This is a genomic window from Butyrivibrio sp. INlla21 (genome assembly GCF_900116875.1).
GTDB lineage: Bacteria > Bacillota > Clostridia > Lachnospirales > Lachnospiraceae > Butyrivibrio.
The window spans coordinates 1-26,003 of record NZ_FPCC01000034.1; the positions used below are offsets into that span (position 1 = coordinate 1).

Consider the following 26,003-nt stretch of genomic DNA (forward strand, 5'->3'; position numbering starts at 1 on the left):
AGTACGCTGTCTGCCCAGCACCTTGTTGCTCCATGTATCCAACCAGCCGCCTGCAGTTCTCGTGGTAACTGATTAGCCACTTTTGAGATTTGGGAATCTCATCTGGTAGTGGAATCTCATAAAAACGCGTGTCTCTTGGTCTTGCCATAGCAACGTCACCTCCTTTACAAACAAGTCTTTTGGTGACGTCATTATAATCCGAAGATGAGCATTATGCGCATCTTTTTATCGCAAATGCAGTAATTTCGGACCTTTCAAGCGTTAAATGCAGATAAGTAATTCCTTCGGATAAAGCAGCTTATGCGAATATTCGCATAAGCTGCTGAGAGAGCAGTGAAACCGTTTGTCATAGGCCGCAAGAACTGGTTATTTTCCAATACGCCCGCAGGAGCTGACGCAAGCTGTATCCTTTACAGTATTGTGCAATCAGCAATGAATAACGGACTGAATCCCTTTGAATACATAAAATATCTTTTGGAAGAAATGCCAGGAAAAGCGCTGACAGATGCTTATATTGATACACTTCTCCCATGGTCAAAAGAACTCCCTGAATATATAAAAGTACCGAGCGATAACTGATTCGTAAGGTACTTTTTTACTGTTGAAGTATAGAAAAGGCATTATAATAGAATATATATCCGATTGCAATGTGTCGTTTATGAGACGCTTACGCAAGAACTTGTAAAACAAGGGCAGGCTATCTTAAGAGAATACGGAATTGACCCGATTCTTGCCGAGGAAGTGTTAACATGGGCGCCCAATGGCATCCCAGGGCAGCACAGCGTTGAGCCATTAAGAGAAGTTGTTGAGGGGTTAGTTGAAAGAGCTGAATGTGCAGCAGATTACGATGATATAGCAGATTTCCTTGAAGAAATGGGGGCTATAGCAAGTAGCAGATAAGAAAATATAGTTTATTTAGGAGCTATAAAAAATGGAAAAAGAAATACTTATAGCATTAAGAAAAGCAATCAAAAGTAATGACCTCGATCAAATGAAAATACTCATTGATGAGAATCAGGGAATTTTAGACGAAGTAACACCTTTTGGTACATTTTTGCATGACGCTGCAAATAAAGGACTGATTGACGCCGCTAGATATTTGATTGAACGTGGAATTGACGTGAATAAAAAGGGAGGCGCTAGGGATGGTGCGGCTTTGACTGTTGCGGCTTTCAAGGGGCATTTAGATATGGTTGAATTTCTATATGATAACGGCGCTATCTTAGATGTAAGCACTTTTGCAAGAAATCCTTTGATTGCAGCTATATATAATGATCATTTTGATGTGGTCAAATTCTTGGTAGAAAAAGGAATAGATCTCACACCATGCTATGGAATAGGTGATTATGATAATGTAAATGCCTATGATTACGCCAAGCTGTATGGCCGAACTGAGATAGCAAATTATCTTAAAGAGAGAATGTAAATATACAATAAAATCATATATAGTAGTGTGGCTTGAAGAATAATATGAAATACGAATTTATTGATGACAAAAACACGATGGTAATTACTACAAAAAACATTGTTAGTAAAGAAAAAAGTATAATGTTAGTGTCGCATGATGAAGATGATGGAATGTGGGAGTTTCTTGAAGGTGAAGAGGTGAAAGAAGAGGACGCAATGATTATTTCATTATACGAAATGGTCAGTATCGATCCGACTGTTAATCAAATTGCTGATTTACCTTTGGGATATATAGCTTATAGGAATAGTGGACATGAAGACTGGGTAAAACAAGAAAAATTATATAGTTAGTAGATTTTTAATAGATTTATCTTTAATTTTTGTTTATTTGCGCCGATATATATTATGTAAAACCAAATTTTCGGAAAGGAGGAAGTATTTATGGCATATAATCAGATAAATGGATTTGGCGTTAAGTATGATGCGTATAGTATTCCCTCCAAGATAAGTCCCGACACAAAGGGGGCGGAGGCGCAGCCCAGGGAGGCACAGCAGGGACCGTTTGAAGGCCCCAAGCCTATACGTGAAGATATATTCGGAGAAAGCGTATCGTTATCGATCGGTGAAGGCACCGCGGATTCTTCCTACATGACTTACGGCGGACTTGCATCCGAAGACATGAAGCGCGCCATTTCCGGAATGCAGAAGGATTCTATCCTTCAAGAGTATCAGTACTTCGTAGGAAAAGATCTCTCCGGAAAGACCGGCAACATCATCACCAGCTCGGACGACGGTGTCGTTCTAAAACTTGGATAATACGAATTCAAGGAGGCTCTATTGTAGGGCCTCTTTTTTTGCGCCCGCTTGATTGTGCGGGGATTTAAATGTACAATTTATCAAGGACTAAAGAGATTTACTTCGGAGGAAGTTTATGAATTATACAGACGGAAATACGCTGACTTGCGGGCTTATCGGAAATCCGGTACATCACACAATGTCACCGCTTATACACAATTCAATAGCGCAGATGAAGGGCATTAACGTTGTTTACGTTCCCTTTGAAGTTCCGAAGGGCGGCGTGAAAAATGCCGTAAGAGGCGCAAATGCGCTCGGTATAAAGGGCCTTAACGTGACGGTTCCGTACAAGAGCGATGTAATCGATCATCTTGTGGAGATAGATCCTCTTGCGGAGGGTATCGGCGCGGTCAACACTCTTGTTAGATGCGAGGGTGGTTTTAAGGGCTACAACACAGATATGACGGGACTTTACCATGCCATGCAGGACGAGGGTATAGTTCTTGACGGACAGACTGTCGTAATTCTCGGAGCCGGCGGCGTTGCAAGACCTGTTGCATATCTGTGCGCAACAAAGGGTGCAAAGATAGTCTACGTTCTTAACAGAACTTACGAGAAAGCTGAGAATGTGGCAAAAGAGGTAAATGAAGCCCTCGACGAAGACCTTGGAGATAAGGTTATTCCTATGCCACTTGATGCTTATAAAGAGCTTTTAGCTAAAGAAGACAGCTTTTTTGCCATCCAGTGCACGTCGGTAGGTCTTTTCCCCGATGTTAATAGTGCGGTTATCGAGGATGAGGAGTTCTACAAGCATGTGCATGCGGCGCTTGATGTTGTTTATAAGCCGCTTGAGACTAAGTTTATGAAGCTGGCAAAAGCTGCGGGAGCAAAGACATTTTCCGGGCTTAAGATGCTTCTTTACCAGGGAATCGATGCTTTTGAGCTTTGGTTTGAGGAGGATAATATCAAGATCAGCAAGGAAGAGGCTGATGTAATCTATAAGTCGCTTGTCATGGACGTTATGGGAGCGACCAATATCATTCTCGAAGGCTTTATGGGAAGCGGCAAGACTACAGTGTCAGAGCTTCTTTCAGAGGAACTTGACCTTGAGCTTATCGATACCGACGAAGCAATTTCGGAGGCTGAGGGCTGCTCAATTTCCGAGATCTTTGACGTTCAAGGTGAGCAGGCTTTCAGAGATATGGAGACCGATCTTATCAAGATGCTTGTTGATGAGCACGTAAGAGAGACGGTTATCTCCCTTGGCGGCGGCCTTCCCGTGAGAGCCGAGAACCGTGAGCTTCTTAAGAAATGCGGTAAAGTCATTTACCTTAAGACCAGTCCCGAGGAAGTATATAACAGGATAAAAGATGATACTTCACGCCCGCTTCTTCGCGGCGACGATCCGCTTTCCAAGATAAAGAAGATGCAGGAAGATCGCGGCGGTTTCTATGAGGAAGCAGCTGATATCATTATCGACACCGATGGAAAGACTCCAAAAGAGATTGTTAGTGAGATTATAGGAAGTCTTGGCATTGAATAAAAGAAATTATTACAAAGAACTGGAAAATAAAATAGATGAGTTTCAAAAAAACGGCGTGGTGCCAAAGCTTCTTTTACATGTGTGCTGTGCGCCTTGCTCTTCTCATTGTCTTGAGTTCCTCCGACAGTACTTTGATGTGACGGTCTTTTTTTACAACCCGAACATCACTGAGGATAAGGAATATCACAAGAGAGTTGATGAGGAAAAGAGACTGATAGAGGAGTACAATCGTCAGGTTGAGGAAAAGAACTTTGAAGGAATGCACTCCGATGAGCATGCCAGAAAAATCGACATCATCGAGGGTGAGTACGATCCCAAGGAGTACTTTGAAGCAGTGAAGGGATACGAGGATATCCCCGAGGGCGGCGCTAGGTGCAGGAAGTGTTTTGAGCTTCGACTTCGAAAGACCGCGGAAACTGCGGCTTTGAATGGGTTTGAGTATTTCACGACTTCGCTGACTATAAGCCCTCTTAAGAACGCCGATGTTTTGAATGAAGTCGGTGAAGAGGCTGCTAAGTATGTAAACGAGAAGATTGCGGCCGGTGATCTGTCCGGAAAAGAGATATCTTTTTTACCGTCAGATTTCAAAAAGAAAGACGGCTATAAACGGTCGATAGAGCTTTCATGCAGGTTCGGCTTATACAGACAGGACTACTGTGGCTGCGGCTTTTCCAAGGTCGAACGAGAAAGGGCGAAAGCAGAGAATAAAGGGGAGTAACAATGGAGAGCGTTAGAGATAAGAAAAACACCGAAGGATTCTGGTTTTGTATTTTTTCTTTGGGATGCTGGATATTATCTAAAGTTACAATATATTATTGGCTGAAAGCGCCTATTGTTCTCAATCCGTTTGATGATGGATTTTATCATGATGACAGCGGGATTATTTTTTCAATTTTGTTATTTATGATAGTGGCATATATATTTGTCATTGTGGTACGCAAGGTACATCCGGACAATAAATTTGGGAAGGTGCTTGCGTGTATATATATGATTGAGGTCACGGCGATAGTTGTGATCATAATCGGTCTTTTTACATGGTGGAGCTGATAAAGTGCCGTCAGGTAGTTAATTATATTGGCTTTAGGAGTTTAAAATGGGGAAAGAAATAAAACACGATCCAATAACGGGCGAGCCGATGCTTGCTACTGAGGATCTAAGCCAGGCGCAGCTTGATCCGGTGCTTGAGCTTAAGCTTACACAGGAAGAATATGCGAAAAGACAACAGAATATGATACCGCCGGCGGGATACGGAGGACAGATGGGACCGATGCCGCAGGCAGGACAGGCGATTCGCCCCGGCATGGTACCGCCTATGGTGCCTAAGGCAATGCGGGCAAACGGCATATGGACACCCGAAAAAGCACAGTATGTGGCGCAGAAAAAGATCAAAGACAATATGAGTAAGAGTGCACTTTGGCTATGCATCATTTCTTTGGGCCTTTGGTTGACCTTTAGAGTGATTTTTGCTGCACTTCTTGCTGATGATAGCATACTGGATTCTTTTTTATATTTTTTATCTGACAACCTTAATCCACTCCAATCTGCTGTGGTAATTTTGCTAATGATTTTCGCTCTTGTTTTTGTACCGTATATCCTACTGATAATTACGAGGGTTAAGTACAAATACAATAAATTCGGCAAGGTTCTGCAATGGGTTTACATCGGTGAGATTGCAATATTTGTCGTGCTGGTCAGATTTGTTGCTCTGTTTTTGTAACAGCAATGTTTTGACGTTGCAGGAGATAAAAGATTTTGATAAAATCGTGTAGTCTATTTATGAAAAGAAAAAGCTTTTAGAAAGAAGGTTTTGATTTGGATAAAGTATTAGAGATTATTTCAAAGGAAGTCGGAGACGCATTTGAAAAGGCAGGATATGACAGGGAACTCGGAAGAGTGACCATTTCCAACAGACCCGACCTTTGCGAGTATCAGTGTAACGGAGCGATGGCAGGTGCCAAGAAGTACGGCAAGGCTCCTTTCATGATCGCTGATGATGTTGCTGCGAATCTTGCAGGCAACGAGATGTTTGAAAAGGTTGAGTCCGTTAAGCCCGGATTCCTTAATATCATAGTAAGCGGAGATTTCGCAAGAAGCTATATAGTTAAGATGCTTCACGAAAAGCACATGGGTGTAACAATGCCCGGCCACGAGCCTACATACATCATTGATTACGGCGGACCCAACGTTGCTAAGCCTCTTCACGTAGGTCACCTTCGTTCAGCCGTTATCGGAGAGAGTATCAAGAGAATCCTCCGCTATACGGGTAACAAGGTTATCGGCGATGTGCATCTCGGAGACTGGGGACTTCAGATGGGACTTGTTATCACAGGTCTCAAGGAGAGAAAGCCCGATCTTTGCTACTTTGATCCCGATTATACAGGTGCGTATCCCAAGGAAGCACCTTTCACCGTATCTGAGCTTGAGGAGATCTATCCCGCAGCCAGCAAGAAGTCCAAAGAGGATGAGGCTTACAAGGCTGAGGCAATGGAAGCGACCAAGCTTTTGCAGGACGGATACAAGCCTTACAGAGCTCTTTGGCACCACATCCTGAATGTGTCTGTTGAAGACCTTAAGAAGAACTACAGCAAACTCGGAGTTTCTTTTGACCTCTGGAAAGGTGAGTCAGACGCTCACGTTGCGATCCCGGATATGGTTGAGTACATGAAGACCAAGGGCTATGCGCATGAGAGCCAGGGTGCTCTTGTAGTTGACGTTGCTGAGGAGACAGATACAAAAGAGATCCCGCCTTGCATGATCCTTAAGTCAGACGGAGCTTCTTTGTACAATACAACAGATCTTGCAACTATCAGACAGCGTATGGATGAAAATCATCCCGAGGGAATCATCTATGTCGTTGATAAGAGACAGGAACTCTACTTTACACAGGTGTTCCGCTGCGCAAGAAAGACCAAGCTTGTTATGCCCGAGACCGAGCTTCATTTCGTAGGCTTCGGTACTATGAACGGTGCTGACGGCAAGCCTTTCAAGACAAGAGAAGGCGGCGTAATGCGTCTTGAGAATCTTATCGCAGAGATCGATGAGAAGATGCTCGGCAGGATCAAAGAGGGTAATCCCGATATCTCTGATGAGGAGGCAAAAGATACAGCTCACAAGGTTGCGGTTTCAGCGATCAAGTACGGCGATCTTTCCAACCAGCCTTCCAAGGATTATATTTTTGATATAGATAAATTCACTTCATTTGAGGGAGATACAGGCCCGTACATTCTTTACACAATGGTTCGTATCAAGTCGATCCTTAAGAAGTACGAGAACGAGGGCGGAAGCGTCAAGGACGCTAAGCTCGGCAATCCCGACAGCGACGCAATGAAGAGCCTTATGCTCATCATCACAAGATTTGCGGATGCCATTGAGAGCGCTGCCAAGGATCTTTCTCCCAACAGAGTTTGTGCTTATATCTATGAGCTCAGTAATGCATTTAACAGCTTCTATCACGGAACCAAGATCCTCTCGGAAGCTGACGAAGATAAGAAGAGCAGCTATATCGCCCTCCTTTCAATAACACTTAAAGTTCTCGAAACAGGAATCGATTTACTTGGATTTAGTGCGCCCGAAAGGATGTGAGCGATAAAAGTCATGAGTAAACACAGTTTTTTGTGCTTGCACGATAAAAACTGTGTTTATGAAAGGACTGAACGTACATGAGGAAAAAAGACATGCGAACGTAGAGAGCAGGTCGATTTCCGAATGTACGTAGGATTGCGAGAGCACGAAGTGCGAAGCAATCCGTCCTTATCGCGAACAATTATAGGAAGAAAATATGAAAAATCAGGTTAAAGAATCTAATCATATGTTCAGCAACAGGCAGTTACTCCTGTTGCTGATTCCTATTATAGCGGAACAATTCCTGACCTCCCTTATGGGTATGGCGGACTCAATGATGGTTAGTACCGTCGGTCCGGCAGCTCTTTCCGGAGTGTCTCTTGTTGATGCGGTAAACTTGCTTGTCGTGCAGGCTTTTAATGCCATGGCGACAGGCGGTGTCATCATCTGCTCCAACTATATCGGTCAGAGAAACCTCAAAAAAGCCAATGACTCGGCAAGACAGGTTCTCCTTGTTTCGCTCTCAATCTCGCTTTTTATGACAATTCTTGGTCTTATTTTCAGAAACGGCCTTTTAAGCCTTATATTTGGTGAGGTTGAGGCTGATGTCATGAGAGCATCGCAGATTTATTTTCTTTTGACCATATTGTCGTATCCGTTTGTTGCGCTTGCGGCGGCAGGTAGCGCTATATTCAGATCGCAGTCCAATACAAGACTTCCCATGAATATCGCTATTATTTCCAACTTACTTAACGTTGCGGGAAATGCGACACTAATTTATGTATTTAATATGGGAGTTGCCGGTGCGGCGACTTCAACACTTGTATCCAGAATATTTAATGCGGTAGTTCTTTTGATCCTTCTTAGAAGCGACAAGAATGAGATCTCGGTAAAAGACTATCTGAAGATACGTCCTCACAGACACAGTATCAAGAAGATACTTGCGATGGGCGTGCCCAACGGAATAGAAAATTCGATGTTCCAGTTTGGAAGACTTGCGATACAGTCATCCGTTTCAACGCTAGGAACAATAGCGATAGCGGCGCAGTCTATGACGGTTATCCTTGAGAACGTCAACGGCGTTGCGGGAGTCGGAGTAGGAATTGGCCTTATGACAATAGTCGGACAGTGCCTCGGCGCCGGACAAAAAGATGAGGCAATCTACTATACCAAGAAGATGATAAAGTGGGGCTACATTGCCATAATTGTAAGCTGCCTTATAGCTTATGCGATAGCTCGTCCTGTTACAACTCTTGCGGGAATGCCCGCCGAGAGCGCAAGGCAGTGCCTTTATATGATGGGCTGGGTTACGATATTTAAGCCTATTTTGTGGGCACCTTCATTTATAACCGCTTACGGTATGAGAGCAGCGGGGGACGTTAAGTTCTCAATGCTTGTGTCAACACTTACCATGTGGCTTTGCAGGGTTACACTTGCGACTTACCTAATTCGTGTAGCACATATCGGCGCTATGGGTGTTTGGATCGGTATGTTCAGCGATTGGGGACTTCGCGCGATCATATTTACCATCCGCTTTATAAGTAAGAAGTGGATACATAAAGTTATTTAAAAGGTAGGATACTTGGCAAATATATTATTTTGGAGGAAAAAGAAATGGCAGACTTTGTTAACATCGATCCCGAGGAGGACGCACTTGCGTATCGCTATGATACACAGCTTCTTATTGACAGAAGAGATGAGGACCTTGATGAGGATGCGATAACGGATTACATCACAGAGCACTTTGAGGGAAACAGCCTAATAGTCGCAGGCGATGAGGATCTTATCAAGATCCACTTCCACACAAACTATCCTTGGAAGGTACTTGAATACTGCAACACAGTCGGAGAGATCTACGACATTGTAGTAGAAGATATGGTAAGACAGTCCGCAGGGCTGCAGGGATAAAAATAAGCCGCAAGATTGCATGACTAATGCATTTCTTGCGGCTTATTGTTTGTTAAAAAGGGACTGAAATCATCGATATTGCTTGGTAGATGAAAAATATGCTTAATGAGATAAACAGTATTCCGAGAAGAAAACATTGTCTACTTTTAATTATCATATCCATTTGTAATAAGCCTCATTATCAATGGTTTTTGTAAAAAAATAATCAATTAAAGGAAAAGCAGAGAATTCAAAATCCCTGCTTTTCTTCACATATGAAGCACTGCTTCTTTCATTTCCTCTTCAGTCTTTACAAAACTGTAAGGCTCATATTCGCCATAAGCGGAAGGTCTGCTGATTGTAACAAGCTGTATTCTGTCGAGCCCGACCTGAGCAATCAGTTCTTTTTTTAATGATACAAGTGCGGGACCGTGTTTTGTCTTAAACGCTACACAGCCGCGTTTGTTTATATCTTTAGCAACCAGATAGCACATTTTTTAGTACCTCCTCAAAATCTATATCGGATTTTATTTTTCCAAGTTCATACTCCTGACGCATTCTTTTTCCTATACTGTTATCGTATCCCTTTTTATACAGGAAGGAATGTAGCCAGTTGTTTAATTGTCTGTCGTAATATGTATTGTACTGTATTTCTATAGGATAATGGAAGTGGTCTATCTGAAAATAAACATGAACACCTCTATATCCGTCGCCATTAGCCTTGCCTTTTGTCATGTCGGCGACTCTGAAGTGATTCTCGCTTGAAAGTGCAAGTATATCAGAATATGAATCACATAATGATCTGAATCCTAATAAATCATTAAAGACTTTTTCCGCCAACATATCGGGAAAGTAGCGGTCATATTTATGATGAGCTGATTGTTCTGACTTTATCCTATAGTCGATAGCGATATTTTCAAGTAGTTCACCCTGATTATCTAAAAAGCTTATGGCTTCATCCACATCTATTAACAAAGCGTCTTTATCGAAATGGTGAAGATTGCGCTTTAAACTCTTATCAAGGCAAATACAAAAAAAGAACCCAGTCATTAACTGGATTCCGTTTTTTACGTAGTAGCGAGAGGGGGATTCGAACCCTCGACACCGCGGGTATGAACCGCGTGCTCTAGCCAACTGAGCTATCTCGCCTCAAAAAAATGAAGTTCTGTTCTCGCATTTGCTCGAAAGAACTAAGTAGTACATCACGACTCAATAGGACTGAGTCTGATGATTACTTAAGCTGCATGTCACAGCCGACTTAGATAATATAACTCAGCAGGGGCACTGTTGTCAACAAGGAATTTGGAAAAAAAGACAGAAATCGGTATATAATATTTTATATACACGTTTGGAAGTAAATCTACCATATGAGGGGGCTAAAATATGTGGGCTTATGAGACTTCTTTTTACCAGATTTATACGCTGGGTTTTTGCGGAGCGCCGTTTGAAAACGACGGAAAACTCGAGCACAGAATACTCAAGGTGATCGACTGGATTCCGCATCTTAAAAAGCTCGGAGTGGGAGCTGTTCTTTTTAATCCAATATTTGAATCGGATACGCATGGCTACAATACAAGGGACTATCACAAGATTGATATAAGGCTCGGAACGAATGAGGACTTTGCCAAGGTCTGCAAGGCGCTTCATAAAGAGGGCATCCGCATAATCTTAGACGGTGTGTTTAATCACGCGGGCCGCGGTTTCTTTGGCTTTCAAGATGTCCTTGAAAAAAGATGGGACTCTCCGTACAAAGACTGGTTCAATATAAACTTTGACGGGAACAGCAATTACAACGACGGCCTTTGGTACGAAGGTTGGGAGGGTAATTACGACCTTGTAAAGTTTAATCTAAAAAATCCCGCGGTTACAGATTACCTGATAGACAGCGTAAAGAGCTGGATCGAGGAATTTGATATAGACGGACTGAGGCTCGATGTGGCCTACTGCCTTGATACAGAGTTTATAAAAAGACTTCGCCGAGAGACGGACAGTCTTAAACAGGACTTTTTCCTTACGGGAGAGATGATAGGCGGAGATTACAATAGGATAATGAGCGATGAACTGTGCCACAGCGCAACGAATTACGAGTGCTACAAGGGCATGTTTTCTGCGCTTAACAGCATGAATCTGTTCGAGATCATTCATTCTCTTTTGCGCCAGTTCGGACCTGAAAACTGGACACTTTATAAGGGAAGACATCTGATAAGCTTTGTCGACAACCACGATGTCAGCAGGATCGCATCGATACTGAACAGACCCGAGCACCTTAAGCTGATCTATACTATAATGTTCGGAATGCCGGGAATACCCACGGTTTACTACGGAAGCGAGTGGGGAGAGAAAGCCGATAAATCTGAAGGTGACCCGGCACTTCGCCCGTGCTTTGAGAAACCGCAGTGGACCGAGCTTACGGACACAATAGCATCTTTGTGCAAGGCAAAAAACGAATCGAAAGCGCTTAACTACGGCGGCTTTAAGTCACTTCTTTTGACCAACAGACAGTGCATATTTGAAAGGGAGTGCGAGGGCGACAGGGCACTCGTTGTCATAAACGCAGACGAAGGATCTTTTCATGCGAATTTTGATGCAAGAGCAGGAAAGGGCGTTGATCTTATCAGCGGAAAAGAGATTGATTTCGGCGGAGGATTGGAGCTTTCTCCTTACACTGCCTATATCATTTCAAAGCTGCAGTAACATAGCCTTTGGTCTTATTTGAAACCTTGATTTCTGTTGTTGACGTGCAGAAAGTATAATATAATTAGTTTATGGAAATACGTACACCACTTATTGCAATTTTGGTACTTGGAATACTGATATGCATGTACCTTAGAAGGAACATGCCGGAGCTTATTTCTTCGCGAATATATCTATTTTTCCTTATAACCGCTTTTGTAAATGTGCTCTGTGAGATATTTGAATGTACAGTATTCATCTACCTTCATAAGGTCTATGCCGTGCTAAGAAGGTTATCTCAGAATTTCTATATCATAACGCTTCTTATCACTGTTTTTGTCGTGTGCGCATATCTGTGTTCCAAGATCTGCTATAGGTATCGCCGCATGTTCATCTACATGGCAATCATGGCTATTCCCCTTTTAATTGCGATCGGTGTTGTTATAATGGGCGAGATCTCTTATTCAAGGACTGCGCCTGGGTACTATTACAGCATCGGATCTGCGATCACATATGCTTATGCCACGGGCTTTGCGTATATCGCAGTTGCTCTTATCGTCGCGTTTATCTATAGGGGAAGGATGAGAAAAGACGAGTTCGCGGCGATCGAGATAGGTCTTTTTATATGGGCCTGCATAGCGATCTTCCAATTCTATACCAAGGGCGTCCAGATCTTTTCGCTTGCCGTAATGGTGATGGCGCTGATTCTTTTTATCTCTCTGGAAAATCCAAAAGAGTTTTATGAAAAGAATATTCCGAATGTAAGAAACAAGGATTCGTTTATATCAATGCTCGCCGAATACTTCGGCTATGAGCGGCCTTTTTACATAATGTCTGTTATTTTTACCGGAAAGACCAAGGTGTTTACCGGAACGGATACGCATGATCTTTTCACGATTCAAGGTGCCGTTGCAAGCATGGCTTCAAAAAAGATCGGTATCAGCGGATATCTTTCTGATTGGAACACGCTTAGCTTTATCACCAAGAAAAGAACCAATGTCGAGACGTTTATGAATCTCATCAATAATTACAAGGGGGATCTTGGAAACTACAAGATGATCTTTTCCGTACTCGATATTCCGAGGTGCGTAAAAGAGCTTGATAAGACGATGCAGGTTCTGAATTTCGTTTCGGGAGAATATGTGCATACGCAGTCTTCGCCGAATCTTGTTGTCGATCAAAAGATAATTGATAAGATGATCTACAGAAACAGCATTGAGGACGTGGTCAGAGATGCAATAAAGAATAAGAAATTTGAGGTTTATTACCAGCCTATTTTAAATGTAAAAGACGGATCTTTTTCATCTGCGGAAGCGCTTGTAAGGCTGATCAGGCCGGAGGGAGAAGAGTATATTTCTCCGGAAGAATTCGTTCCTATCGCAGAGAAGTGCGGACTTATCATAGAGATGGACGATCTTGTATTTGAGAAGGTTTGCTCTTTTATCACCAGGGAAAAGATATCCGAATACGGCATAAAGACTATAGAAGTAAATCTGTCTGGCAATGAAGCGGTTGATATAAAGACGCATGACAGGCTGATCTGTAAGATGGAAAAATATAACATTCCTCCTGAGTTTATTAACTTCGAGATCACGGAGACCTCTTATATCAACAATGATGAGGTATTTAAAGAGAATGTCAAAAAGCTCAAAGAAAGAGGAAGTACGTTCTCTATGGACGACTTCGGATCGGGATATTCCAATCTTTTGGAGCTTCTTAAGATGGATTACCTCATCGTTAAGCTTGATAAAGAGTTTGTATGGCAGTGCCTTGACAGCAAAAAGCCGGAGAATCTCAGGATGCTCAAGCATACGATAAACTTCCTTAAGGATTACGGGCTTCACATATTGGCGGAGGGTGTTGAGACCCTGGAGCAGGCCAAGGCGCTTATAGATAACGGAGTTGAGTATTTGCAAGGCTTTTACTATTCAAGACCTGTAAATGAAGCTGATTTCATAGAGTTTCTCAAGGCAAATGAAAGGAGAGCGCAATGAACGAAGGATTGTACGATGCGGTGTTTGGCTGTGGTGAGGACAAGGTTGATCCGTTTATAAATACCAGCGCGAATTTTGAAAGGATCATCTCCGACATGCGTCTTGTAGGCTATGAGATAAACGCATTTAATGTCGTGCATCAGATAATGCTTGAGCAGCTTGATGCGATGCTTAAGTTTAAGGGCAAGATCATTGAGTTTGCGATGAATCTTGAGAACAGGGATGATTTTTGCAGAGAAAAATACGGTATTTCTTTTAAGGACATAGATGCACTCGATCCGCAGCATGACATTGAGTTTGACATTAAGAGCGGCAAGGTTATTTTTTATCTTACGGCGGAAGCCGCTCATAAAGAGAGTGCGTATATGACTCTTTTTAAAAAATCTTTTGATGCATTTGAAAAAAAGACAGGATTTAGCTATACGAGCGTGTGATATGAGTATGATACTTGAGACGGACAGATTGATATTAAGGAGATGGACTGAAGATGATGCTTCAGTCCTCTTTAAATATGCAAAGGACAAAAGAGTGGGGCCGGCTGCGGGTTGGCCTGTTCATGAGAGCGAGAAATACAGCCTTGCTATAATAAGGACGGTGCTTAGTAAGGATGAGGTCTATGCTATCTGCTTTAAAGGCGGAAATAACGAGCCTATCGGAAGCATAGGGCTTACGTTTTCGGACGGAAGCAACAATGCGACAAAAGACAATGAAGCGGAGCTTGGTTATTGGGTCGGATACCCGTTTTGGAGTAACGGAATTGCGACAGAGGCTGCTGAGGAAATGATAAGACACGGCTTTTTAGATATAGGGCTTGAGAAGATTTACTGTGCTTATTTTTTCGGAAATGAGCAATCGAAGAGAGTGCAGGAAAAGCTGGGTTTTAAGCTAAGTCACGTCAATAAAAGGTGCGAAGTAAAGCTGCTTGGCGAGGTTAGATGCGAGCTTGTAAATGTGCTCACAAAATTGGATTGGGAGCTTACAAAAAATACGAAATTATGATATAATGAACTCGTTCTCGCGAGAAAAAAGCGAGCAAAATTTTTTTGTTCTTTGGTGAAAGCGCTTTCAATACGGATAGCAGATTGTTTTTTGAAAAAGGAGGAACAATATGTTAAATGTAGGAGAGTGCGTAATTTACGGTAACCATGGTTTGTGCAAAGTACGTGAAGTACTTGTACCGTCGTTTCTTGAGAGGGGAAATGAGAAGCAGTATTACATGATGGTCTCTGCTGTCGATGCGGGCAGTGTTATCTATGTTCCTGTTGATGGGGCTGACGATAAGGTCCGCGATGTAATGAGCGCTGATGATGCCGAAGAACTTATCGTAGACATTGAAGAAGTGGAAGAGATTGAGCTTCCGGAGGGCAAGAAGGCTGAGCCTGAGATTGCCGCAATTATCAAAAGAAACATTGCCGATGAGATGATGAGGCTTGTGAAGTCGCTTCACAAGATTAAGGCAATTCGTGAATCCGAGGGTAAGAAGTTTGCCGCTCTTAATGAAAAATACTTGAATATCGCTGAAAAGCTTCTTTATACCGAAATGGCTTTTGCACTTAAGACTGAAAAAGATATCATTAAGGACAGAGTTATAACCGAACTTTCACATCTAAACCTTGAGACTGCGTAATACGCAGTCTCTTTTTCATATGAGAGAAAATCGCAAGCGAAAATGTGGCTTATATGATAAAATGTTTATTGCTATGAATAAAACGACTGAGCTTTATTATGAAAGTGCATATATAACGGAGTTTGATGCGGAAGTTATCGCGTGTGTCGGTAACGAGAATGGCCGATTTGAGGTGATCCTCGATAGGACGGCGTTTTTCCCTGAGCAGGGCGGACAGAGTTCTGACCTGGGAGTGCTTCTTGATGATAACGGAAGTACAGTGGATGTGCTTCACGTGTCGATTTCCGAGGAGGACGGCGAGACTGTAATAAGACACATTACGGACGGAGAGGTCTCTGTCGGAAGCAGAGTTCACGGAAGTGTAGACTGGGAGCATAGATTTAACAATATGCAGCAGCACACGGGTGAGCATATTTTTTCGGGGATTGTTTCGAGGAAGTTCGGATATGACAATGTGGGTTTTCACCTAAGCGATTCCGAAGTTACGATGGATTATAACGGTGTTTTGACACCGGAAGATATAAAAGGGATAGAGCTTGAGGTCAACGGAGCCATCTGGGAGAATGTACGAGTCATCGCGGAGTTCCCCGATAAAGACAGGCTTGATAAGATGGACTATCGCAGCAAGAAAGAGCTGACGGGCGATGTCAGGATCGTTACCGTTGAAGGTTACGATGTTTGTGCTTGTTGCGCGCCTCACGTTGAACATACGGGCGAGATCGGATTACTTAAGGTTGTCGGTCTTCAGAATTACAAAAAGGGCGTCAGAGTCAGCATCCTGTGCGGTAAGAGAGCTCTTTTGTTCCTGGGAAAAGAGCATGATATGGTAACAGAACTGTCGAATAGATTCACAACGTCAGCGGATAAGGTTATCACTTCGGTAAACAAGCTATACGAGGACAATGACAGTCTGAAAAACAAGCTTAATGCGGCAAATGACAAGCTTATGGAATATGAGCTTGATTCTATAGACAAGGGACTTTCCGATGTCTTTTTGGTAAAAGAGAAAGAGTTTGATCAGAATCTTATGCGAAATACGGTAAATAGGCTATCCGCCGAGCATTCGGGCTATTGCGGAGTGTTCGCGGGTGATGATGGCGGTTACAGATTTATCATCGCATCGGGTACGGATAAAAAAGACTGCAAAACTTTGATGGATATGCTTAAATCGGAATTTGACGCCAAGGGCGGCGGAAGCGGCGCGATGATACAGGGGAGCATCGGCAGCGTAGATATTTCGGAAGTAATCGAAAAATGCGGTAAATAAGATTATCAATCTTTGAGGATATGAAAAAATGGAAGTTGGAAAAATTAGTGATTTCAGGGACGGATGCAGAGATGCGATTCCTATCTGTCTTGGCTATATAGCGGTTTCTTTTGCGTTTGGAATTGAGAGTTCCAAGATCGGAATGACGCCTTTTCAGTCGATGATGACGTCGCTTCTTAATGTGACGAGTGCCGGTCAGTTTTCGGCGCTTTCGATAATCGCGGCGCAGGGAAGCTTTATCGAGCTTATAGTTCTTCAGTTTATTATCAATCTAAGATATATGCTTATGTCGGCAGCTCTTTCGCAGAAGCTTGATCCCGAGCTTCCGATGCCCTACAGACTGGGGATTTCATACGGTGTTACCGATGAGATCTTCGGAGTCAGTGTACTTAAAAAGGGCAAGCTATATCCCATGTATTCCTATGGACTTATTTTTATATCGGTATTCGGATGGGTTCTCGGAACGCTCCTTGGCGCTATGGCGGGGCAGATAATGCCTCACAGACTTATCAGTTGCCTGGGGCTTGCAATATATGGTATGTTTATTGCAATCATTGTTCCCGATACGAGGAAAAGCAGTGCTGTAATGGCTGTAGTTGCGTCAGCGATGGCTCTTTCTACACTTTTTACTTATGCACCGATAGTTAATCACATTTCATCGGGATTTAGGATTATAATAGTAACAGTGGCAGTAGCGGCGGCAGCATCCGTGATCGCGCCGATTAAGGAGGATGAAGATGAGTAAAGTATACGCATACATCCTTGTTATGGCGGTTGTGACTTACGCGATCAGAGCGCTTCCTCTTACTCTTATAAGAAAAGAGATAAAGAGTAAGTTTATCAAGTCGTTTCTGTATTACGTGCCTTACGCAACTTTGGCGGCAATGACTTTTCCGGCTATTTTGTCCGCAACAGATTATTGGATGTCTTCTGTTGTAGGATTTGCGGTTGCCATGGTCCTTGCGTTTAATAAGAAGAGTCTTTTGACAGTTGCAAGCTGCGCGTGTGCGGCAGCCTTCATAGTAGAGCTGTTTATTAGATAACAAATGATTTTAAATATATCACACCTTTAGGGAGGATATTAGTTTTTTGGAGGAAAAAGATGCATATAGGAATGGGTTATGACGTGCATCGCCTTGTTGAGGGCAGAGACCTTATAATCGGCGGTGTTAATATACCTTACGAAAAAGGACTTCTTGGTCATTCGGACGCAGACGTTCTTTTACACGCGATAATGGACGCGCTACTTGGCGCGGCGGCTCTGGGAGATATAGGAAAGCATTTCCCGGATACGGATCCCAAATATAAAGGTGCCGATTCTGTGGCACTTCTTAGAGAAGTTGGGAAGATGCTTGACGAGAACCACTATCTTATAGAGAATATCGATGCTACAATAATTGCACAGGCTCCCAAGATGAGACCTCATATCGATAAGATGAGAGAGAACATCGCGGAGGCACTTGGAATTGAGCTTTCGCAGATCAATGTCAAGGCTACGACCGAGGAAGGTCTTGGATTTACCGGAAGCGGAGAGGGAATCTCTTCGCAGGCGATATGTCTTTTGACAAGTCCTATTGAGCTTCATACGACCAATGTTACCTTTAATACGGGAGAAGCAAAAGGCAAAAGCTGTTGCGGCGGTTGTGAGCAGTGATGAATGAGACTTTGACAATTATTCTTTTATCAAGGAGATGTAGATAAAATGGCAGCATTTAAGTTTTACAATACACTTACAAGAACGGTTCAGGATTTTGTGCCCAGAGAAGAGGGCAAGGTCACAATGTATACCTGCGGACCTACCGTTTATCACTACGCGCATATCGGTAATATCCGTACTTATATCATGCAGGACGTACTTATCAAGTCGCTTATGTATGCGGGCTACGATGTTAAGCGTGTCATGAACATCACTGATGTGGGACATCTTTCATCCGATGCGGACACGGGCGAAGATAAGATGCTTGCGGGTGCTAAAAGAGAGCACAAGAGCGTTATGGAGATCGCCAAGTATTATACGGATGCTTTCTTCAAGGATTTTGATGCTGTAGGAAACAAGCGCCCCGACGTTGTTGAGCCTGCGACCAACTGCATTCCCGAGTTCATCAACATGGTAGAGGTTCTTTTAAAGAAGGGCTATGCCTATGAAGCGGGCGGAAATGTGTATTTTGATACCAGCAAGCTTGATGATTACTATGTTTTCTCATCCGATATCGAGAAGGAACAGCTTCAGGTCGGTGTTCGTGACGATGTTGAAGAGGATACCAATAAAAAGAATAAGACAGACTTTGTTCTTTGGTTTACAAAGTCCAAGTTTGAGGAGCAGGCGCTTAAGTGGGACAGCCCTTGGGGCGTCGGTTATCCCGGCTGGCACATTGAGTGCTCATGCATTTCCATGAAGCACCTCGGAGAATATATCGATATCCACTGCGGCGGTGTTGACAATATTTTCCCTCATCATACCAATGAGATCGCACAGTCTGAGAGCTTCCTCGGACACGAGTGGTGCAAATACTGGTTCCACAGCAATCACTTAAATGATAAGTCAGGTAAGATGTCCAAATCCAAGGGCGCGGTACTTACAGTTTCAGTGCTCAAGGAAAAAGGATACGATCCGCTTGTTTACAGATTTTTCTGCTTACAGTCTCATTATCGTAAGCCTCTCGAATTCTCTTATGAGGCGCTTGATAACGTGACGGGAGCATTTAATAAGCTTATTAAGAAGATTGCAGACCTTAAGGAAGAAGGCAGTGTTGATGAGGCAGTTGTAAAGAAGTTTGAGGATGATTTCAGAAACGCCGTTTCCGACGATCTCAACACATCAATGGCCATCACGCTTCTCTATGATGTTCTTAAGGCTGATACTAACGATGCCACAAAGCTCTATCTTGTAAAGAGCTTTGATAAGGTTCTTTCTCTTGATCTTCTCGGACATGCAGCTGCATCCAAGGAGGAAAAAGAGGTTGATCCCGAGCTTGAAGCTTATGTACTCGATGCTATTGAGAGAAGAGCACAGGCCAAGAAGGCAAAAGACTTTGCAACCGCTGACGCTATCCGCGATGAGCTTCTTCAAAAAGGAGTTGAGATCAAGGATACTCGTGAGGGAGTAAAATGGCAGATCATTTAAATGATTATTTGAATGCTAAATTCGGAATAGAAAGTAAGGATATCAGGACTTATTCGCCTCTTACACTTGCTTATATCGGTGATGCGGTCTTTGATGTCATTATCAGGTCGATACTTGTAAACAAAGGCAACACAGCCGTCAACAAGCTCCATAAAAGAGCAAGCGATATTGTAAAAGCCGGCACACAGGCTGCGTTTGTTAAGGCTCTCATGGATGATCTTACCGAGGAAGAAGCTGACGTTTACAGAAGAGGTCGTAATTCCAAGCCGCATACCAAGGCCAAGAATGCAACGACTATGGATTATCTTGATGCAACGGGCTTTGAGGCGGTTATCGGTTACCTTTATCTTACGGACAATATGGACAGGATATGCGAGCTGATAGAGATGGGAATTGAGAAGCTGTCACTTGATATATAAGGAGCCTGCGCATGACTTAAGTAGTTTTTGCAGGTGCCAAGGGATAATATATATCATTTTATTTATGATATGAGGAATTGAAATGGAAGAACAGATTCAGAGCAGGCTGATAGAGGGCAGAAATGCTGTTCTTGAGGCTTTTAGATCAGGTAAAACTATAGACAGACTCTTTGTACTTGAAGGTTGTAAGGATGGACCTGTACAGACTATCCTTAGAGAAGCCAAAAAGCACAAGGATACGCTGGTTAATTTTGTAAAAAAGGAAAGGCTCGACCAGCTTTCCGAGACAGGTAAGCATCAGGGAGTTATAGCATATGCCGCAGCTTATGAGTATGCTGAGATAGAAGATATTTTTGAAAGAGCGGCAGCCAAAAATGAAGATCCTTTTATCATTATTCTTGATAACATCGAGGATCCACACAATCTTGGAGCTATTATCAGAACTGCCAATCTTGCAGGTGCTCACGGAGTTATTATTCCCAAGCACAGAGCTGTAGGACTTACGGCAACTGTTGCCAAGGCTTCGGCAGGTGCGATCAACTATACACCGGTAGCCAAGGTTACCAATATAGTTAAGACGATCGAAGAGCTTAAGGATAGAGGGATGTGGTTTGTTTGCGCGGATATGGGCGGAACCAGAATGTATGACCTCAATCTTAAGGGTTCCATTGGTCTGGTTATAGGAAACGAAGGAAGCGGCGTTTCAAGACTTGTTAAAGAAAACTGCGATATGATAGCATCCATTCCAATGAAGGGTGATATTGATTCGCTTAATGCTTCGGTAGCATGCGGAGTTTTGGCGTTTGAAATAGTAAGGCAGAGACTTGGGTGAGCTATGAAAAATAACTACGACGGACAGAGTGATGAACAGCTGATAGTGAAGTTCCATGATGCTGGGGACGCAGAATCCGGCATCATGGATTTTATTATGGACAAATATAAGAACCTTGTCCGCAAAAAGGCTGCTTCTATGTATATCCTCGGCGCCGACAGGGACGACCTTATCCAGGAGGGGATGATAGGTCTTTTTAAGGCTATCAGGGACTATGACATCGGAAGAGACGCCAGCTTCGCCACTTTCGCCGATCTGTGCATCTCAAGACAGATGTATTCGGCAATCAAGGCTTCGGCTCGTAAAAAGCATGCACCTCTAAACAGCTATATATCGCTCTACGCCGAGAATAAGGACAGCTCTACCGACAGCGAGGTCGCTCTCGAAGACGTCCTTGAGTCCGATTCAAGCTCAATTCCGGAAGAGCAGGTCATCGAAAGAGAGAATCTCGAAGATCTTGAAAAAGCCATCGAGCGCGATCTCAGCGACCTTGAACGCCAGGTCCTTGACTTATATATAACAGGTATGAGCGTTAAAGAAGTTTCTGCCGTACTCGGCCGCGACGAGAAATCAACCGACAACGCCATGCAGCGTATAAAATCCAAGTTGAAAAAACATCTTAAAAAGTAGGATTTAGATGATTTTGAAAAATATAGGATGGATAAAAAAGTATGAAGATTAAAAATAAAGAATCTGAGTATTTAGGTGAATACTTATGGAGAATGTGATGGATAGATTTTTTAGAAGAAACGGACGGTTATTATTACTAACAATTTTTTGTATATGTTCATTAATTCCTATATTTGTTATGGCGAAGTATGACTTTGCAAGCGGAGATGACTATAACTATGGGGCACTGTCGCATCAGGTGTTTCTCAATACCGGATCTGTATGGGAAGCTATTATTGCAGCGGTGAAAACCGTTGTTTCAACATGGTTTTCTTGGCAAGGAACCTGGTTTGATTGTTTTGTTTTTTGTTTGCATCCGGAAGTATTTTCAGATAAAGGATATATGTTAGTTCCGTATATATTTCTTATAATGCAGATAGTTTCCTTTGGTGTTTTTGGGCATCATTTTTTAAAAAGAAGATGGAATTTGCCATATATGTGTTGGATAGAAGTGACATTACTTTTTCTTATGTTCATGTTTCAACTTGTGCCATCGCAGAAATCGGCATTCTTCTGGTGGGTTGGATGTGTTCATTATGCTATGCCAATGTGTATGGTGCTTATTGGTATTGTTGAAGGCGATAAATTTCTGACAGATCATAAGATTAAAGATATCATTGGTTTGACATTTATTGCAGCTTTATTGGGCGGAGCAACATATCCGGCGGCTTTGCTACTACCAATTGTTTTGATTGTATTATTTCTAAAAGAGATAGTGATAGACAAACATCGGGATTCAAGAAATTGGCTGTTGCTTGTGCCATTTATATTTGAATTAGTAGGACTTGTTGTAAGTATGATTGCTCCCGGAAATGCGGTTAGAAGTGCTGCAGATATCAGTGAGGGAGCTATACCATCGGGCGGCATTTTTTTAACCATAATAAAAAGTATTACATATTCTGTATCAGATGCAACGGAATTTTTCATCGCTGAAAAATCGTTTATCATAATAGCGGTGATATTAGTTGGTATCTTAGTAAAAAAGCCGTTGGTGGATTTGAAAAATGAAGATAATAACGTGTTTAAACATAGATTTTCTCATCCATTTTTATTCTTAGTGATATCCATTTTTATAAATGCTGCAATGTATGCGCCGAGGCTTTACGCAGGCAATAGTGTTTCTTCCGGATATTTTAACTTCAATTTTGAGGTGTTTATGGTATGTGTGATTGCCTGTACCATATATGTTGAAGGATGGATAATAGGAAAAGAGATATTTATTGGAACAAATAAGAAGAGGGCTGTTATTAGTTATGTAATTGTTGCTATCTTAATTATGGTGATAGCATATGTTGGAAGACATGGCGTTAAGGAATATACAGATTATGTGTGCATGAAATATTATTTAAGTGGTCAAGCGGATGATTATCTGGAACAGATGAAATTGCAGAGACGGTTGATGACAGAAGTTGGCGTCGATGATGTTGTTGTTCCAATGATTAATTACGATCAAGGACCGCTAATGCATATGCCGATAACGGAAGACCCTGAAAATATTGTTAATACCATGACAGCAGCTTATTATGGAAAAAAGAGTTGTAGATCTATATCTAGAGAGGAATGGATAGAATTATACCAAAAATGAAAAATAGTTCAGTATTAAAAAAAATAATAGCAAGTCTTTTATTAATAGTTATGAGTGGAGCAATAGGCCAGCTTTTGCTGATGGCGGCGTATCGTCTTCCGACATCTAGAATTGCCTCAAATATAAGTGTGGGCGGAGATATATTGCTTCTTCAGGGGGCGGAATATAATTATGCAGAGGACTATACAGAAAGTATTTTAGATAATGAAACAGATGCTGTAATTCTTAGTGAGGCTTTGTTTCCGGAAGAATCACCGATAAATGGTGCAGTGATGGTTCCACGCTATGTTTTCCATGAGGGGGAAACACAGGTGTTATCTTTGAAGGCGTTTTTGAATAAGGACGATATTTCAGGAGCACATATTGTTAATTATCCAAGATATTGGCATGGATACTTGGCTGTATTAAAACCTCTTTTTTGTGTATTTGATTACTCGGATTTTAAAATAATAAATCAGGCTGTACAATTGATACTTATTTGTGTTTTGTTCTTTTTGTTTATAAAAAGAAATTTGGAAAAATATATATTTGCATTTATACCTATGCTTATTATCTGGAACCCGGCTACTATAGGTGTTAGCCTTCAATATGCAGCATGTTTTTATGTTTCTATAATAGGAAGCATAATAGTGCTACATAAAGACTGGCAAGATCCGTGGATGTTTTTTGTTGGATTGGGTATAATTATTTCATATCTGGATTTTTTGACATATCCTTTGGTTACTCTTGGAATTCCACTGATATTTTGGGTTATAAAGAACGTTGGAAAGTTAAAAATACAAGTCAGTAGTGTATTGAAATATGGCCTATATTGGAGTACTGGATATGTCGGGATGTGGGGGGTAAAGTGGATATTGGGGACGCTAATAAGCCGTGAGAATATTCTGTTTGATGCTTTGTTTAACATTGAATCCAGGACATCCACTATGGTAGATGGAGAAACAATAACAAGAATAGGAACGGTTATTAGATTAATAGATAGCACATTTTTTAAATGGCCGTATTTAATAATGTTTTTATGTGTTACTATTTATCTTTTTGCTAAGTATTATAAGACTTTACGGATTAATTCTGTTACTATAGCGCTTTTTTGTATTGCAATAATGCCAATAGTATGGTTTATATTTACAGCTAATCATAGCTATATACATCCTAGATTGGTATATAGAAATTGGGGTATTACCATTTTTGCGTTTCTGAGCATTCCTTTGGTTGGAAGCGGTATAGAAACTAAAACATCTGAAAAAGTAGAATAATCTGCTTTTTGGATAAAAAACTGCACATCATTGTGGGGAAAGGAGGAGGTATGCGAATTGTATTTTGGGGGCTTCCATAGACATGAATCTTAAGTGTTTCATCAAGGTGGTTTTATAGTTTCGCTAATCAACATTTTTCAAAATTAAAGACAGGAAGAATAAGACGTATGAAAAAAAGAAATATTGTTATTAACCGAAATGTATTGAAACTAGTAGGAACGGTAATGGCTATGTCATTATTATTCTCAACAAATGTATATGCAGAAGAACTTGACGAGTTTGTCAATTCTGAAGATATCACGACTATGTCTGATGAAATTGATACTCTTGGCGACCAGGTTGATACACTTAATGAGAATAATTCGGATGATGAGCTTTCAGATGATATATCAACTATATCAGATGGAATAGATACTCTTGATGATTTGCTCTCAAGTATTATGAGCAGCTTTAATTCGCTTAAGTCATCATTATCTAAGTATAAGAGCAATATTATAAGTGCTTTGAACAGCAATGTATATGCTCAGAATAACATATCATCAGATGCTTCATTTGAAGAAGTTGTTGATAAGATTAACGACATAAAGTACATGGGAACTGTTGATATCACTCTTGACAGTAACGATTCATATACACTTGAGAGTGGCTACTATGATGGCGTAACAATAGACGTGTCAGCTATATATGAAGCAGCCCGTAAAGAAGGTTTTGATGCAGGAAGAGAAGAGGGCAAGACAGAAGGATATAATGAAGCTATCGCAAAAGAAAAAGATAAATGGATAAAAACAGGTTATGATTCAGCAATTAGCGCTGAGAAAAATAATTGGATTAATGAAGGCAAAAATGCGAAAGCCAAAGAGGTAAAAGCTAGGACCTATAAAGAGCAAACTGTTACAGTATATATGGATAAAACCAAAACACTGACTTTCAATAATTTATCCAGAATAGATTCTGTGGTTAGTGTTGCTGTGAATCAGGATAGTGCTATGGCAGGAGTTGTAGATTTGAAAATATCCGGTAATACAGTGACATTTGTAAATAATAGAAGATATGGCGGCGATCCAACTATTACAATTACAGCAAGACAGTATACAGCATTTAACTAATTGTATTAAAAATAATTAATGTAGGACTGCTTTAATCAATATAGATAGTTAGTGACTTTAATCTGTGCGCCTGTGAGACTTTTGCTTATTGCAAAAAGATCTTGCAGGTGCACTTTTTTGTTGCATTTTCATACGAATATGTTATAATTCCCTTAACATAAGGGTAAGCGTCAAATAATCCGCCTATCTGTAAAATAAACGCCGCAGGTTTATTTGCGGCGTGGTTTACGGCAGTTATCTGGTAATGTCTCGGACCAT

The 26,003-nt window shown here is 41.7% G+C and carries 29 protein-coding genes, 1 tRNA gene and 1 pseudogene; 28 read left to right on the plus strand and 3 right to left on the minus strand.

Features of this window, described 5'->3' with window-relative positions:
• Positions 1-321: 321 nt before the first annotated feature.
• The 12 genes and pseudogenes from BM377_RS14200 to BM377_RS14255 form a co-directional block, all read left to right on the plus strand.
• Positions 322-579 (plus strand): annotated as a pseudogene (locus tag BM377_RS14200) (transposase domain-containing protein); the annotation flags it as partial.
• Positions 580-642: 63 nt separating this feature from the next.
• Positions 643-900 carry a hypothetical protein gene (locus tag BM377_RS14205; protein ID WP_092249986.1) on the plus strand — a complete coding sequence of 86 codons (258 nt, stop codon included), beginning with the start codon at positions 643-645 and terminating at the stop codon, positions 898-900.
• Between the two features lie 31 nt (positions 901-931).
• Positions 932-1,426 carry an ankyrin repeat domain-containing protein gene (locus BM377_RS14210; protein ID WP_092249989.1) on the plus strand — a complete coding sequence of 165 codons (495 nt, stop codon included), beginning with the start codon at positions 932-934 and terminating at the stop codon, positions 1,424-1,426.
• Between the two features lie 44 nt (positions 1,427-1,470).
• Positions 1,471-1,758 carry a hypothetical protein gene (locus BM377_RS14215; RefSeq protein WP_092249992.1) on the plus strand — a complete coding sequence of 96 codons (288 nt, stop codon included), beginning with the start codon at positions 1,471-1,473 and terminating at the stop codon, positions 1,756-1,758.
• Positions 1,759-1,848: 90 nt separating this feature from the next.
• The gene (locus tag BM377_RS14220) at positions 1,849-2,223 is read left to right on the plus strand and encodes a hypothetical protein (RefSeq protein ID WP_092249995.1); all 375 of its coding nucleotides are present in this window, start codon (positions 1,849-1,851) and stop codon (positions 2,221-2,223) included.
• 115 nt (positions 2,224-2,338) lie between these two features.
• Positions 2,339-3,745, plus strand: coding sequence for a shikimate dehydrogenase (gene aroE, locus BM377_RS14225; protein WP_092249998.1), 1,407 nt, complete (start codon positions 2,339-2,341; stop codon positions 3,743-3,745).
• Positions 3,738-4,463: an epoxyqueuosine reductase QueH gene (locus tag BM377_RS14230; RefSeq protein WP_092250001.1), complete on the plus strand. Its 726-nt coding sequence runs from the start codon at positions 3,738-3,740 to the stop codon at positions 4,461-4,463. Before aroE ends, BM377_RS14230 begins: the two co-directional genes overlap by 8 nt.
• A 2-nt stretch (positions 4,464-4,465) precedes the next feature.
• Positions 4,466-4,792 carry a hypothetical protein gene (locus tag BM377_RS14235; protein WP_092250004.1) on the plus strand — a complete coding sequence of 109 codons (327 nt, stop codon included), beginning with the start codon at positions 4,466-4,468 and terminating at the stop codon, positions 4,790-4,792.
• Positions 4,793-4,838: 46 nt separating this feature from the next.
• Positions 4,839-5,462: a hypothetical protein gene (locus tag BM377_RS14240; RefSeq protein WP_092250007.1), complete on the plus strand. Its 624-nt coding sequence runs from the start codon at positions 4,839-4,841 to the stop codon at positions 5,460-5,462.
• Between the two features lie 95 nt (positions 5,463-5,557).
• On the plus strand, positions 5,558-7,327 hold the full coding sequence (argS, locus tag BM377_RS14245) for an arginine--tRNA ligase (RefSeq protein WP_092250011.1): 1,770 nt from the start codon (positions 5,558-5,560) through the stop codon (positions 7,325-7,327).
• Positions 7,328-7,523: 196 nt separating this feature from the next.
• Entirely contained in the window at positions 7,524-8,876 is a 1,353-nt protein-coding gene (locus BM377_RS14250) for an MATE family efflux transporter (protein WP_092250014.1), read from the plus strand.
• A gap of 44 nt (positions 8,877-8,920) precedes the next feature.
• Positions 8,921-9,214, plus strand: coding sequence for a hypothetical protein (locus tag BM377_RS14255; RefSeq protein WP_092250017.1), 294 nt, complete (start codon positions 8,921-8,923; stop codon positions 9,212-9,214).
• 248 nt (positions 9,215-9,462) lie between these two features.
• On the opposite strand, the gene BM377_RS14260 is transcribed toward BM377_RS14255, so the two are convergent.
• The 3 genes from BM377_RS14260 to BM377_RS14270 form a co-directional block, all read right to left on the minus strand.
• Positions 9,463-9,687 (minus strand): DUF6718 family protein, encoded by a 225-nt coding sequence (locus tag BM377_RS14260; RefSeq protein WP_092250020.1) that lies wholly within the window; start codon positions 9,685-9,687, stop codon positions 9,463-9,465.
• Positions 9,668-10,168, minus strand: coding sequence for a nucleotidyltransferase family protein (locus BM377_RS14265; RefSeq protein WP_177223902.1), 501 nt, complete (start codon positions 10,166-10,168; stop codon positions 9,668-9,670). The genes BM377_RS14260 and BM377_RS14265 overlap by 20 nt, the downstream gene beginning before the upstream one ends.
• A gap of 100 nt (positions 10,169-10,268) precedes the next feature.
• A tRNA-Met gene (locus BM377_RS14270) sits at positions 10,269-10,342 on the minus strand.
• A 234-nt stretch (positions 10,343-10,576) separates the two neighbouring features.
• Here BM377_RS14270 and BM377_RS14275 point away from each other — a divergent pair.
• The 16 genes from BM377_RS14275 to BM377_RS14350 all read left to right on the plus strand — a co-directional run bounded on the left by BM377_RS14275 (position 10,577) and on the right by BM377_RS14350 (position 25,745).
• A complete protein-coding gene (locus BM377_RS14275) occupies positions 10,577-11,887 on the plus strand; it encodes an alpha-amylase family glycosyl hydrolase (RefSeq protein ID WP_092250026.1) in 1,311 nt (436 codons plus the stop codon).
• 71 nt (positions 11,888-11,958) lie between these two features.
• On the plus strand, positions 11,959-13,860 hold the full coding sequence (locus BM377_RS14280; RefSeq protein ID WP_092250029.1) for an EAL domain-containing protein: 1,902 nt from the start codon (positions 11,959-11,961) through the stop codon (positions 13,858-13,860).
• Positions 13,857-14,294, plus strand: coding sequence for a hypothetical protein (locus tag BM377_RS14285; RefSeq protein ID WP_092250033.1), 438 nt, complete (start codon positions 13,857-13,859; stop codon positions 14,292-14,294). The genes BM377_RS14280 and BM377_RS14285 overlap by 4 nt, the downstream gene beginning before the upstream one ends.
• Position 14,295: 1 nt before the next feature.
• Positions 14,296-14,859 carry a GNAT family N-acetyltransferase gene (locus BM377_RS14290; protein ID WP_092250036.1) on the plus strand — a complete coding sequence of 188 codons (564 nt, stop codon included), beginning with the start codon at positions 14,296-14,298 and terminating at the stop codon, positions 14,857-14,859.
• Between the two features lie 109 nt (positions 14,860-14,968).
• Positions 14,969-15,487 (plus strand): CarD family transcriptional regulator, encoded by a 519-nt coding sequence (locus tag BM377_RS14295; RefSeq protein WP_092250039.1) that lies wholly within the window; start codon positions 14,969-14,971, stop codon positions 15,485-15,487.
• A gap of 73 nt (positions 15,488-15,560) precedes the next feature.
• Positions 15,561-16,754 carry an alanine--tRNA ligase-related protein gene (locus tag BM377_RS14300; protein WP_177223903.1) on the plus strand — a complete coding sequence of 398 codons (1,194 nt, stop codon included), beginning with the start codon at positions 15,561-15,563 and terminating at the stop codon, positions 16,752-16,754.
• Positions 16,755-16,782: 28 nt separating this feature from the next.
• Complete coding sequence (locus BM377_RS14305) at positions 16,783-17,499, plus strand: AzlC family ABC transporter permease (RefSeq protein ID WP_092250045.1); 717 nt, start codon at positions 16,783-16,785, stop codon at positions 17,497-17,499.
• Complete coding sequence (locus BM377_RS14310) at positions 17,492-17,797, plus strand: AzlD domain-containing protein (protein WP_092250048.1); 306 nt, start codon at positions 17,492-17,494, stop codon at positions 17,795-17,797. Before BM377_RS14305 ends, BM377_RS14310 begins: the two co-directional genes overlap by 8 nt.
• A gap of 59 nt (positions 17,798-17,856) precedes the next feature.
• Entirely contained in the window at positions 17,857-18,408 is a 552-nt protein-coding gene (ispF, locus tag BM377_RS14315) for a 2-C-methyl-D-erythritol 2,4-cyclodiphosphate synthase (protein WP_092250051.1), read from the plus strand.
• 48 nt (positions 18,409-18,456) lie between these two features.
• Positions 18,457-19,878, plus strand: coding sequence for a cysteine--tRNA ligase (gene cysS, locus BM377_RS14320; RefSeq protein WP_092250054.1), 1,422 nt, complete (start codon positions 18,457-18,459; stop codon positions 19,876-19,878).
• Positions 19,863-20,297 (plus strand): Mini-ribonuclease 3, encoded by a 435-nt coding sequence (locus BM377_RS14325; protein ID WP_092250057.1) that lies wholly within the window; start codon positions 19,863-19,865, stop codon positions 20,295-20,297. The genes cysS and BM377_RS14325 overlap by 16 nt, the downstream gene beginning before the upstream one ends.
• A gap of 82 nt (positions 20,298-20,379) precedes the next feature.
• On the plus strand, positions 20,380-21,129 hold the full coding sequence (gene rlmB / locus BM377_RS14330) for a 23S rRNA (guanosine(2251)-2'-O)-methyltransferase RlmB (protein WP_092250059.1): 750 nt from the start codon (positions 20,380-20,382) through the stop codon (positions 21,127-21,129).
• Between the two features lie 3 nt (positions 21,130-21,132).
• Positions 21,133-21,759: an RNA polymerase sporulation sigma factor SigH gene (sigH, locus tag BM377_RS14335; protein ID WP_092250062.1), complete on the plus strand. Its 627-nt coding sequence runs from the start codon at positions 21,133-21,135 to the stop codon at positions 21,757-21,759.
• A 97-nt stretch (positions 21,760-21,856) separates the two neighbouring features.
• Entirely contained in the window at positions 21,857-23,383 is a 1,527-nt protein-coding gene (locus BM377_RS14340; RefSeq protein ID WP_092250064.1) for a DUF6056 family protein, read from the plus strand.
• Positions 23,359-24,639 carry a hypothetical protein gene (locus BM377_RS14345; protein ID WP_092250067.1) on the plus strand — a complete coding sequence of 427 codons (1,281 nt, stop codon included), beginning with the start codon at positions 23,359-23,361 and terminating at the stop codon, positions 24,637-24,639. Before BM377_RS14340 ends, BM377_RS14345 begins: the two co-directional genes overlap by 25 nt.
• A gap of 167 nt (positions 24,640-24,806) precedes the next feature.
• A complete protein-coding gene (locus tag BM377_RS14350) occupies positions 24,807-25,745 on the plus strand; it encodes a hypothetical protein (RefSeq protein ID WP_092250070.1) in 939 nt (312 codons plus the stop codon).
• Positions 25,746-26,003 lie beyond the last annotated feature (258 nt).